The 11,832-nt window shown below is 63.6% G+C and carries 12 protein-coding genes; 5 read left to right on the plus strand and 7 right to left on the minus strand.

Annotated features, from left to right (window positions below; genetic code table 11):
• Positions 1 to 72: 72 nt before the first annotated feature.
• The 5 genes from Q7S20_09245 to Q7S20_09265 all read right to left on the minus strand — a co-directional run bounded on the left by Q7S20_09245 (position 73) and on the right by Q7S20_09265 (position 4,842).
• Entirely contained in the window at positions 73 to 708 is a 636-nt protein-coding gene (locus tag Q7S20_09245; protein MDO8502019.1) for an isoprenylcysteine carboxylmethyltransferase family protein, read from the minus strand.
• 53 nt (positions 709 to 761) lie between these two features.
• Positions 762 to 1,349, minus strand: a complete 588-nt coding sequence (locus Q7S20_09250) for a DUF2933 domain-containing protein (protein MDO8502020.1) — start codon at positions 1,347 to 1,349, stop codon at positions 762 to 764.
• Positions 1,350 to 1,406: 57 nt separating this feature from the next.
• Positions 1,407 to 1,724, minus strand: a complete 318-nt coding sequence (locus Q7S20_09255; protein ID MDO8502021.1) for a DUF5676 family membrane protein — start codon at positions 1,722 to 1,724, stop codon at positions 1,407 to 1,409.
• An 836-nt stretch (positions 1,725 to 2,560) separates the two neighbouring features.
• Positions 2,561 to 3,967, minus strand: a complete 1,407-nt coding sequence (locus Q7S20_09260; protein MDO8502022.1) for a HAMP domain-containing sensor histidine kinase — start codon at positions 3,965 to 3,967, stop codon at positions 2,561 to 2,563.
• A 200-nt stretch (positions 3,968 to 4,167) separates the two neighbouring features.
• Complete coding sequence (locus Q7S20_09265) at positions 4,168 to 4,842, minus strand: response regulator transcription factor (GenBank protein MDO8502023.1); 675 nt, start codon at positions 4,840 to 4,842, stop codon at positions 4,168 to 4,170.
• Between the two features lie 267 nt (positions 4,843 to 5,109).
• Between Q7S20_09265 and Q7S20_09270 the strand changes: the two genes are divergently transcribed.
• Positions 5,110 to 5,274 carry a hypothetical protein gene (locus Q7S20_09270; protein MDO8502024.1) on the plus strand — a complete coding sequence of 55 codons (165 nt, stop codon included), beginning with the start codon at positions 5,110 to 5,112 and terminating at the stop codon, positions 5,272 to 5,274.
• Positions 5,275 to 5,317: 43 nt separating this feature from the next.
• Here Q7S20_09270 and Q7S20_09275 read toward each other — a convergent pair whose 3' ends face one another.
• Both Q7S20_09275 and Q7S20_09280 read right to left on the minus strand, forming a co-directional pair.
• Positions 5,318 to 5,884, minus strand: coding sequence for a hypothetical protein (locus tag Q7S20_09275; protein MDO8502025.1), 567 nt, complete (start codon positions 5,882 to 5,884; stop codon positions 5,318 to 5,320).
• A 10-nt stretch (positions 5,885 to 5,894) separates the two neighbouring features.
• A complete protein-coding gene (locus Q7S20_09280) occupies positions 5,895 to 6,923 on the minus strand; it encodes a cytochrome b N-terminal domain-containing protein (protein ID MDO8502026.1) in 1,029 nt (342 codons plus the stop codon).
• A 258-nt stretch (positions 6,924 to 7,181) separates the two neighbouring features.
• On the opposite strand from Q7S20_09280, the gene Q7S20_09285 reads away from it, so the two are divergent.
• The 4 genes from Q7S20_09285 (at position 7,182) to pckA (ending at position 11,831) form a co-directional block, all read left to right on the plus strand.
• Positions 7,182 to 7,313 carry a hypothetical protein gene (locus tag Q7S20_09285; GenBank protein ID MDO8502027.1) on the plus strand — a complete coding sequence of 44 codons (132 nt, stop codon included), beginning with the start codon at positions 7,182 to 7,184 and terminating at the stop codon, positions 7,311 to 7,313.
• Between the two features lie 16 nt (positions 7,314 to 7,329).
• Positions 7,330 to 7,830 (plus strand): DUF4440 domain-containing protein, encoded by a 501-nt coding sequence (locus Q7S20_09290; protein MDO8502028.1) that lies wholly within the window; start codon positions 7,330 to 7,332, stop codon positions 7,828 to 7,830.
• 70 nt (positions 7,831 to 7,900) lie between these two features.
• Positions 7,901 to 10,174 carry an NADP-dependent malic enzyme gene (locus Q7S20_09295; protein MDO8502029.1) on the plus strand — a complete coding sequence of 758 codons (2,274 nt, stop codon included), beginning with the start codon at positions 7,901 to 7,903 and terminating at the stop codon, positions 10,172 to 10,174.
• Between the two features lie 34 nt (positions 10,175 to 10,208).
• Positions 10,209 to 11,831 (plus strand): phosphoenolpyruvate carboxykinase (ATP), encoded by a 1,623-nt coding sequence (pckA, locus tag Q7S20_09300; GenBank protein MDO8502030.1) that lies wholly within the window; start codon positions 10,209 to 10,211, stop codon positions 11,829 to 11,831.
• Position 11,832 lies beyond the last annotated feature (1 nt).

Below are 11,832 nucleotides of genomic sequence, written 5' to 3' on the forward strand. Positions count from 1 at the left end.
AGTATGAAAGGGATCGATACGCGCCTCCCTTGCGCTGCGCGAAAGCTCCAAACCACCAGCCGTTGTGGGGTCTCACATCGGCCTCCGTGCATTCAGGGACGGCCAACTCTCGTCACGGCGGCCTAACCGTGGGAAAAAGCGTGGGGTCTGTGCAGCGTAGCGCTCCCACGGCTCACCAAACGTCGCGCGCGCGTCGGCTTCCTCGTGGATTGCAAGTCTGACATACATGGCGACGAGCACCGGGAACATCGCGAGCGTCAGCAGCGTGGGCCACTGAAGAAGGAAGCCGAGCATGATCACGACGAAGCCATCGTACTGCGGGTGGCGCACGCGAGCGTACGGGCCTGTGGTGGCAAGATGACCGGCCTGTTGCGCCTTGTACAGCACGTTCCAGGCGGCCGCGAGAAGCCAGAAGCCGCCGAAGATCAAGACATTGCTCAGGAGGTGCAGCGGGTTGAAATGTGGGTCCCCCCTCCAGCCGAATAGCGTCTCCCAAAGATGGCCCGCGCCGTGTGACGTCAGATCTAGCCCCGGGTAGCGCCGTCCGAGCCAGCCGGAAAGCAGATAAATCGTGAGTGGAAAGCCGTACATCTCTACGAACAGCGCCACGATGAACGCCGAGAAGGCGCTGAACGAGCGCCAGTCCCGGCGGGTTTTCGGTTTCGTGAAGCTGAAGGCGAAGATCAGGAAGATCGCCGAGTTTATCACGACGAGCGTCCAGAGTCCGTATGCGGGTGAGTTGTTGCTCATGGCTAGCTCCTTCAATCGTCGCGGGTCGCGCGGGGGAGGTGCTGATGCCCACGGGACGACTGCTCGTAGTTGCCGGCCCGGGCCGCCTGGTCGCGATCCCGGGCATCACCCTCCTGTACTTCGGCAGCATGCCCGCCATGGCCCCCGTGCCCGCCATCGCCGCCATGGCCGAACCTGTGAAGGAACAGACAGGCGAGGAGGAAGAGAAACGGCAGGATGCCAAAGAGATGGGCGCGGTGCTCGGTGATCAGGAAAAAGCCGGAGATCGCGACGAAGCCCGCGAATGCCCACCATGTTCTGGATCGAGTGGCGGTGTCGCGCAGGGGAAGCCTCTCTGAGGGAAAAGGGAACGGGACGATAGCGGGCGGTCGCGCCGCAGCCGGGTGAAGCGCGTGGACGCCGACCGATTCCACTGCGACCTCGAGATCGGCCTCACTGCACCGTTCGGCGTCGTACTCGACGTAGGCGGCCTCGGTGGCCGGATTGACATAGGCGCGCAAAACGCCGGGAACCTCTCGGAGGGCTTTCTCGACGGTATGCGCGGAGCCGCCAGCGCATTCGGCGTTCTCCAACATCACGGTCGTGGTCTTGCGCGTCACGGGTACCTCCTCGTGGCGACGTCCACTGAGCTGGAACCGCCGCCATGTCGGATTCGCTCACACAACGTCGTGCGCGGCCGCCTCGCGGCGTTCCGCCCGCGCTGCGCTGGAGAACCGATTGTAGAACCCGGCGGCTGCGGAAAACGCCAGCCCCGCAATAAGCCCCCAGCCGACCACGCCAGTGATGAAACTCCCCCACGTGACCATGGGTGCGAGGCCGCTCAGGTCGGAATGGATCAAGTAGCCCACCAGTGCCCTGGTGGCCTCTGGCGCAATAGCTAAAGCAATGGCGCAGACGGCGGAAATCGCCGCGGCGACCGTGCCTGCCGCGAACCCAAAGGCGCGCGCATCGAGTGTGGCACAATCGGATCTCATAACGACACTCCTTGAAGTGAGGGCTGCAGTGCTGTTTCTCCGCCTGGCGCGAACAATGAATGCCGATGCTGATGCCAACCTGAAGGCCGGCTGAAATGGCTCGGGGGAGCGGCAATCTGTACGCGCGACTTTCGCGTTCAGGTCACGATCCGCCATCGCGGGTCGATTCAAAAAAACCATCGCGGCGCTCGGTTCGCACGGAACATTGGCGACCGATCCTGAGGACAAGGTGAGGGAGAGGTGAACGCTTGTCCGCGACCTGAAGCTCGGCGTACGCCGACCTGAAGCTCGGCGTACGCGGCGGCGTTCAGCCGTCGCCACGCCGCCGGCCAGGTCTCGACCGAGGAATACGAGCAACGGAAGGCCGTGCTGGAGCGGTACGAGCCGGCGAAGATCTAAGCTGCCGGCTGCGCGCGCCGAGCTCGCGCGTGCCCTTGATCGCGCGCACGCGGCGTACACGTTCGACGCCTCGCTCCGCGATGCCGTGGACGTGCTCGTCGCTGAACTCCGGCGTGAAGGCCAGTCGGTTGAAGACGTCATAGATGCGGTCGGCGCGTCCGTCCGTGTGATTCGACCAGCCGACACCTTCTCAAACGACGACGCGTGGGAGCGAGCATGGCGATCATACTTCGCGCTGTATGACATCTTGATCCAACGAGCCATTCGGACATTCGTGATCGGTAGTCTCGAAGGGGATGTCCGTCCCATACGTGCCGTCGCCGGGCAGTGCACGCGGTGTGTCGCGAGGTCGCCCGCGACTCGGCTCAGCGAGCGTTCAGCCCCGGTTCACCGTGGCGCGGCAGACTGAAGCCTCGATCAGGGAAGAGGCACAATGTTCACGCAGCCCCTGCCGGAAGCCGGATCCTGACTGTGGTTCCTTCACCGGGCGAGCTCTTCAGTGAAATAGACCCACCGTGCTCGGTTGCGACCCAATGGGCGATTGAGAGACCAAGCCCGCTTCCCGCCGGGTCACGCATGCGGGCCGCGTCAGCGCGAAAAAACCTGTCGAAGACCCTTGGCAATTCTTCCGCGTGAATTCCGATGCCTTCATCGCTGACCGCCACCTCGATACTGCCCGGCATTCGTCGGATTTCGACGGAGATGCGCCCGCGGCCTCCCGTATACTTGATGGCGTTCTCGACAACATTGAGGAAAAGCTGCTTCAGCCGATCCGGATCGCCGAGAACGGTTCCGGGCTCCAGGTGGGTGAGCTCGACCCGCTGTCCCCGCGTGAGATGGCGCGTCTCGTTCAGAACGTCGAGCACGACCCGATCCAGTTCGACGGACTCACGGCGAATCGGCACTCCGGCGTCGGCTCGTGCCAGCACCAGAAGGTCCGCCACGAGCCTCGCCATCCGCTCCGACTCCCTCAATGCTTCGCGCACGGAGATGGCGCGGTCGTCTTCGGATAGCTCACGTGACTGGAGCAGGTCGAGGTTCGCCTGGACCACCGTGAGAGGCGCCCGGAGCTCATGAGAGGCCGCCGATACAAAACGCACCTGGGAATCGTAGGCCGCTTCGAGGCTTGCAAGCATCGCATTGAAGGTCCGCGACAGACGGCCGAGCTCGTCACGCGATGAGCTCTCCGCCACTCGCCGCGAGAACTCCCGGGACCGCGCGATCGTCGCCGCAGATTCAGTGAGCGCCGCCACAGGATACAGCGCGCGCCCGGCAATCGCCCATCCGGCTCCGAATGCTGCGACGCCCCCGGCTGCGCCAATCGCCAACATCAGAATGGCGAACCTTTGCATCGCGCGGTCGATGCGCGACAGCGGTGTCGTCAGAGCGAGGTAGTCTCCACCCTCAACCGGTATCACAAATACCCGGTAGCGCTCGCCCGATTGACCGTAAACCAGCCCGAACCATCCACGTCCGGTACCACTGTCATGAATGGAGGGAGCAATACGTGCCACCGCTGCATAAGCACGCGCATTCGTCGATGCGCGAAGTTTCTGAAGATCGATGAGAGGTGCATCGGCGGCCGCAGACGATTGAAACAGCGTTTCACCACGCTCGTTAAGAAGCCTGACCCCCGACCCGACCGGACGCCCGAGAATGAGAGCGCGCGCTCCGGGCGCTTCCGCCAACTCATCCGCCAGACGTATTGCGGTTTCATGGATGACGCGATCCAGCTCATCATAGTGCGTGCGATTGTGCACCGCATAGCTGTAGATACAGGCAACCGCTACAACCAGGACGCTGAGACCAGCGTACCACATGGCAAGGCGCAGCCGAAGCGACATGTCAGCGCCGACGACTGGCGGATAACGCCATCATCGCAGTATTCTCAGCGAACGGGGAGTTCTCCGAATCGTTCCGGCAAGGCTGGCTGAGGTCATACAGAGGGATGCCGAATAACACAGCGGCTACGCCAGCTATGACGAGTCGACGCCTCGTTGGTTCCCTCCTTTGCTGCTCATGCGTTGGGAGAAACGACAGAGTCTCAAGCCTCTCGAAGGACGTATCCCGCGCCGCGAAAGGTATGTATCAGCCGCATCTCCCCCGCCGCCTCGAGCTTGTGGCGAAGCTGCTTCACGTATACCTCGACGATATTGGAGCTGCCCGCGACTTCGAAGCCCCACACACGGTCCATCAGGAGATGTTTCGGAATGACCCTCCGGGGGCGCATGAGGAACTGACGCAGCACCTCATACTCCGTTGACGTCAGGTCAATCACCCGGTCGCCCCTCTGCGCCTGCCTCGTCCCCGTATCGAGCGACAGATCGGCGAACCGCATCACTTCCGGATGGTCGATCTCGGAACGTCGGAGCAACGCCTTGATTCGCGCGATCAGAACCTCGAATCGGAAAGGCTTGACGACGTAGTCGTCCGCCCCGAGCTCAAGTCCTTTCACCTGGTCCGAGGCACTGTCACGGGCGGTAAGCATCAGCACGGGCAAGTTCTCGTCGACGCGGCGCAGACGCGCCAGCACCTCGTAGCCGTCGATACCGGGCAACATGATATCCAGGATCGCCAGGTCAGGTGCATGATCTCGCGCGATGGCAAGTGCCTGCTGGCCCGATGACGCAACGTCCACCGAGAAGCCGTCGTATGCCAGTCCTCGCTTCAGGACGCTCGTGACACTCGGATCATCGTCTATCAGTAGAATGCGCTGCATGCCTCCTCCTGTCGATCGGCGTGATTCATTGCTTGCAGCATCGCAGAAACCTTTTTCTCTCGCAGCCGGGTAAATGCCTAACGCTGTAAGGGTTTCCCCCATGATATTCCAGGCCGTGCCGGACGGTGGCAGCCGCGCATGACCTCCAGCTTGGCTAGCCAAGAGCGCGCGCGAGCACCTCGATCCCTTTCATCCCGCTTCCGAATCTGGCAATGCTCTCCCGGTGCCGGTCCACTGGATATGCCGGCACCTGTCGCGCCGAGCCGCATGAAGTCGCACGAGACGCCCGCGCCGGGCAGGCTGGAATCCGCTTCAGCCAGCACCGTCAAGCGATCGAAGGTCACCACAACGAAGCCTCCCGCCAAGCCCGACCCGATGAAGGGAATGCCTGGCATGGATCACAGCAAGATGAACATGGGACCGAAGAAGTAGGCCCGCACTTCCAGGTCGGGACGACGACCGCAGAAGCCAGCGCTCACTGCGCCCGGGCGCTCCGGGACTTCGCCAGCAACGCTGCTCCGCCAGCGAAGCTGAGCAGGATCAGAGCGCCGATGATCGTCCACTCGACCGGGGTCGTGCGGGTCTCGATCTTCATCATTTCCGCGGAGGCTTTCATTCCCGGCATGTCAGCCATCTCTCCGCCGGCGGCCATCTGCGGCATGCCGCTCGCCGCCGCGGCAACGACTGCCGGAGGACCAACCGTCACTTCAGTTCTCCCTGCGATGTCGCCGTCGGCGGCGATCAGCACCAGCGTGTAAACTCCTGCAGGAACCGCGACCGGTACCGTGACGCCTGCGGCAAGCGCGCCAGTCGCCCCCGTTCGCACACTTCCGAGAACATAGTTGTCCAGTACACCGCGCAGCTCTGCCTTCAGGTTGGCATTGTTGCCGAGCTTCTCGCCGGTCATGCTGATGGTGCCGCCTACACCAACCTGCTTCGAGGCTACTCTCAGCACGCCGCCGCCGTGCGCATACGCCACCGACGAAGTTCCCGCGGAAAGCGCGACTGCCGCGGCGACGCCCATTGCCAGAAATCTCCTCATGCCTGCCTCCTCACATTCCCATGTGCTGCTGTTGTGGTGCGAACACTCCGTAGATGATGCCACCGACGTACAGGGACAGCATGATAAGCGATACGATGGTCAGGAGACCGTGCCGCGGATGTCCTTCGCGGGGCCTGTCGACCAGCGGAATGATGAAAAGGAACCCGAAGATGATTATCGGAGCGATCACCATTCCCCACATCCCGAACTGGTTCTCGACCGCGTAGATCCAGAGGAAAGGCCAGAACGGCTTGGTCAGCTCCACGCCTTCGACCGACGGATGTCCGATCCCCGGCGGAAAGAAAGCCGCGAGCGTACCGGCGAGACCGACGAGCAGCAGCGAGTATCCCACCAGCTTCGGAAGGTGGTCGGAGAACCGGCTCGTCTTCGGCTCAGCCGCGTTTATTCCGATCGCCCTGATGAGCCAGAAGTGGACTGCCACGAGCGCGAGCATGACGAGCGGAAGAAGGCTCACATGCGCGCTATGCAGCCGGCTCAGCAGACTCGTGCTGGCCGTGAAGTCGGGGCTTAGCGGCATACCGATCGCCCCCGTCATCTTTGCACCGGCGATCGCGTGCTCGAGCGCCTCGCCACCCTCCTGGTCGGCGCGCAACACGGTGCCCGTAAACGCAAGCGCGAAGAGCACCGCGAAGAGCCCGACACCCGCCCACCATGTCACCTCGCGCGGCTTCACATAGCTGCGCCGCCAGAAGACATAGCTCATGTGCAGGAACACCGACACCAGAACTATGCTCGTCGCCCAGTAATGAAGCCCGCGAATCCACATGCCCAGGCGGACGCGCGTCATTATGTACATCAGGCTGTCGTGCGCGCCCACCGGGCTCGGGTTGTAAAACTGATCGAGCAGCACGCCGGTCACTATCAGCAGCGTGATCCCGGCGAAAGTGAGGCCGCCGAGCATGTAGGCGAGACGGTTCGCCGAAGGCGGAACGGGGTAATCCACTGCATCGAGCGCCAGGCGTTCTCGCGCGCCGCCACGGGCGGCAGCGCGTGCAGTCCTCGGCGCTGCGTCAGCCACGCCGGTATCCGTCTGCTGCTGATCGGGCAAGTCGTCCTCCTCGCAGGAAGCTTCGCCGCATGGCAAGCGTGTGTGAAGCGCTGCCCGGCTGATTTTATTCAAAGCAAAAGCTAGCCCCGGCACATCGCCCACGCAACGTGCGAACCGCCAGTGGAACGTTTTTGCTTTACGCGGCGTAAAATTGTCAGGCCCGTGTCTTGAAGGGGGTTGGAGACGTTTCGAGGCATTCACATTACCCCCCGGGGAGGGAGCGCACTGATGGACACCGTTGAGGGCGGCTACTCGCCCGATGAAGCAGGCGAGTTCATATTCGCCTGCGGAATGAACATGGTTCGCGGCAAGCTGGTCGTGGAGCCGCAGGCGAAATGGGATCACCGCCTCTACCGATAACGAGGAGAGTTGAACAGTGCGTTTTCCATCTGGCGTGAAGATCGGGGCTGCGTGCATCGCCGCAGCGGTAACACTGGGCGCGGCAGGGCCGCCGGATACGGCAGAGTCGCCGGCAAATTCCGCGCATGCTGACTCTGCAGCGGTAGCCGCCACGGTGGGCGCCTTTCACGAGGCGCTCGCAAACGCCGACAGCGCCAGCGCGCTCGCTCTTCTCGCTCCCGATGCGATGATCCTCGAGAGCGGGGGAACGGAGACCAGAGCGGAGTATCGGTCGCACCACCTCGCCGGCGACATCGCCTTCGCGAAAGCAGTTCAGGAGACGCGCGGGCCGTTGAAGCTCACTGTCGAGGGCTCGACAGCGTGGACGGTCGGCACAAGTACGACCCAGGGGGAGTACAACGGAAGGCAGATCAATTCGTCCGGGGTTGAATCGATGGTGCTCACAAAGGACTCAGGCGGATGGCGCATCCGGTCCATCCACTGGTCGTCACGCACCCGTCGCGCGCCCGCCAGCTGAGATCCCCAGGCGACCCTCGCTGCCCCAACCTCCCCGTTTCAAGTAACTTGCAGGGTCCAAAGCCGAATCCATGAAGCGTAAAGACGCCCTCGATTACCACTCATCGGGGCGGCCTGGCAAGATCGCTGTCGTTGCCACCAAGCCGCTCAACAACCAGCGCGACCTCGCCCTCGCCTATTCCCCAGGCGTGGCGGAGCCCTGCCTCGAGATACAGAAAAACCCCGAAGACACCTACAAGTACACGGCGCGGGGCAACCTCGTCGCGGTCGTCACCAACGGCACCGCGGTCCTCGGGCTGGGCAACATCGGCGCGCTCGCGGCCAAGCCGGTCATGGAGGGGAAGGCCAACCTCTTCAAGCAATTCGCCGACCTCGACGTGTTCGATCTCGAAGTCGGCTCGGAGGATCCGGACGACGTAATCCGCTTTTGCCAGCTCCTCGAGCCCAGCGTCGGTGGCATCAACCTCGAGGACATTCGCGCGCCTGACTGCTTCTATATAGAAGAGAAGCTGCGCGAGACGCTCCGCATTCCGGTCTTTCACGACGACCAGCACGGCACCGCGATCATCTCCGGCGCGGCGCTGCTCAACGCGCTCGAGATCACTGGCCGCGACATCACACAGGTGCGCTGCGTGTTCTCCGGCGCGGGCGCGGCCGCCATCTCCACCGCCGAGCACTACGTGCGGCTCGGCGTGAAGCGGGAAAACATCCTCCTGAACGACCGCCAGGGCGTGATCTACAAGGGCCGTGCGGGAACCATGGATCCGTACAAGGCGCGCTTCGCCAACGAGACCAGCGCCCGCACCATCGCGGAAGCGCTCGACGGCGCCGACGTCCTGGTCGGCCTGTCAGTCGCGGGCGCCGTGACCGGCGACATGGTCGCAAAGATGGCGCCGAATCCGATCATCTTCGCCCTCGCCAACCCCGATCCGGAGATTCTCCCGGAGGAGATCCGCGCGGTCCGTTCCGACGCGATCATCGCGACAGGCCGGAGCGATTACCCCAACCAGGTCAACAACGTACTCGGGTTTCCGTTCATCTTCCGCGGCGCGCTCGACGTCCGCGCGACGGAGGTGAACGAGGCGATGAAGATGGCGGCTACGCGCGCGCTGGCGCTGCTGGCCAAGGAGGACGTGCCCGAAAGCGTGTCGCGCCTGTACGGGCTCTCATCTGTCAAGTTCGGTCCGGACTATCTCATTCCCTACGCGTTCGATCCGCGCATTCTGCTCTGGGTCGCGCCCGCCGTCGCCTGGGCCGCGGTCGCCACCGGCGCCACGAGCCAGTTCATTGACCTCGACGACTACCGGGATAAGCTCGAGGCACGTCTCGGACGCGCGCGCGGCGTCATGCGCGGCATCATCAATCGCGCTGTGCGCGATCCGCGGAAGGTCGTCTTCCCCGAGGGCGAAGAGCCGAAAGTCATCCGCGCAGCGCAGCTCATCGTGGACGAAGGCATCGCCGAGCCGATTCTGCTTGGCAATCCCGACAACATCGCGCGCATCGCGAAGGAAAACGGGATCCCGCTCGCCGACATCTGCATCGAGGACCCATCGAATTCGCCGCGTCGCGAAGCCTACGCGGACTACCTCTGGCGCAAACGGCAGCGAAAGGGACTGAGCCTCAGCGAAGCGCACCAGCTGCTGTACAACGGCAACTACTTCGGATCCGTCATGGTCGCGCAAGGCGACGCCGATGCGCTCGTCTCGGGCGTGAACATGCATTACCCGGAGACGATCCGCCCCGCGCTCCAGGTGATCGGGGCGTATCAGCGCGCCGAGGTCGTGAGCGGCCTCTACATGCTCGTCTTCGAAAAGCATGTTATCTTTTGCGGAGACACCACGGTCAATATCGATCCGACCGCCGAGCAGCTCGCGCAGATCGCGTACTCGGCTGCGCGGATCGTTCGCACATTGGGGATCACGCCGCGGATAGCGATGCTCTCCTTCTCCAACTTCGGGTCGGTGCACCACCCCGAGGCGGAGAAGGTGGCGCGTGCGGTGCAGCTGCTCCGGCAGCGCGATCCCGCAATCGTGGTGGACGGGGAGATGCAGGCAGATACTGCGCTCGACGAGGAGCTGCTCAGGTCGGCCTATCCGTTCAGCTCGCTCACCGAGCGCGCAAACGTGCTCATCTTCCCGAACCTCAGTGCGGGCAACATCGCCTACAAGCTGTTGAATCATCTTGGAGGTGCGACGGCGATCGGTCCGATCCTCGTCGGCATGAACCGTCCGGTGCACGTGCTTGAGCGCGGCGCGGACGTGCAGGATATCGTGAACATGGCCGCAGTCGCGGTGATGGACGCACAGTCTCGCGGCGCGCCTCTCGGTGCGCGACAGCCGGTGTGAACAGACAGACAATCATATTTGAGGGATAGAAAGGATGGCCACTGAGATGAAGCCGGAGCGTGCGACGGTGCAGCGCGAGAGCACCGTCGGGCTCGGTAGGCAGGGACTGACACCGTCGGGCCAGGTTCACTGGAATCTGATCGCGCCAGAGCTGATGAAGGCCGCCGCCCGGCGGGACGAAGGCGAGTTTGCCGCTATGGGACCGTTCGTCGCGGTGACGTCGCCGCACACCGGCCGCTCACCCAACGACAAGTTCGTGGTGAAGGAGCCGTCGTCGGAGAAGGACGTGGACTGGGGCAAGGTGAACCAGCCCTACCCACCCGAAAAGTACGAGGCGCTTCTCGCGGATGTGCGCCGATACCTCAACGGACGCGACGAGCTGTTCGTCGAGGATCTCTACTGCGGCGCCGATCCCGCGTATCGCCTATCCGTCCGCTACGTCTCGCCGAACGCGTGGCACATGGCGTTCGTGCGGAACATGTTCATTCGCCCCGGGCTGACTGAGCTCCCGACGTTCGACCCGAACTTCACGGTGCTCCACGCGCCGGAGTTCCAGGCCGATCCTGCAAAGCACGGCACGCGCACCGGCACGTTCATCGTTCTCAACATCGCCGAGCGTACCATCCTGATCGGCGGCACGCGCTACGCGGGCGAGTTGAAGAAGGCCATGTTCACGGTGATGAACTACCTGCTTCCGAAGCAGGGCGTCCTCTCCATGCACTGCTCCGCCAACATCGGCGCCGACGGCGACACGGCACTCTTCTTCGGCCTGTCGGGCACCGGCAAGACGACTCTGTCGGCGGATCCCGAGCGCGCCCTGATCGGCGACGACGAGCACGGCTGGTCGAAGGATGGAGTGTTCAACTTCGAGGGCGGCTGCTACGCCAAGGTCATCAACCTTTCGCCCGAGGCAGAGCCCGATATCTACCGTACGACGCAGATGTTCGGCACGATCCTCGAGAACGTGCGGCTGGACCCGGCAACGAAGCAGGTGCAATTCGGGGATCAGGCGATCACCGAGAACACCCGCGCGTCGTATCCGCTCAACTACATCCCGAATTTCGTGGCTGACGGCCGCGGCAGGCATCCGCGCAATGTGGTCTTTCTCACCGCGGACGCTTTCGGCGTCCTGCCGCCGATAGCGCGGCTGAGCCCCGAGCAGGCGATGTACTACTTCCTGTCCGGCTACACGGCGAAGGTCGCGGGCACGGAGCGCGGAGTCACCGAGCCGCAGGTGACGTTCAGCGCCTGCTTCGGCGCGGTGTTCCTTGTCTGGCCTCCGACGAAATACGCGGACATGCTCGGCAAGCTCCTCAAGGAACACGGCTCGAACGTCTGGCTCGTGAACACCGGCTGGAGCGGCGGCCCGTACGGTGTCGGCAAGCGCATGAAGCTGTCGTACACGCGGGCGATAGTCCGTGCCGCACTGTCGGGCGCGCTCGACGAGACGCCGCTGCGTGCGGACCCGATCTTCGGGCTCAGCGTACCGACGACTATCGGCGACGTTCCGGCCGAAGTTCTCGACCCGCGCGGGACATGGCCCGACGGCGCCGCGTACGACGAGCAGGCGAAGAAGCTCGCGGGCATGTTCCGCGCGAACTTCGCCAGGTTCCCGGACGCCAGCCAGGACATTCTCGGCGCCGGTCCCAAAGGCTGAG

The sequence above is a fragment of the Gemmatimonadaceae bacterium genome (assembly GCA_030647905.1).
Lineage (GTDB): Bacteria > Gemmatimonadota > Gemmatimonadetes > Gemmatimonadales > Gemmatimonadaceae > UBA4720.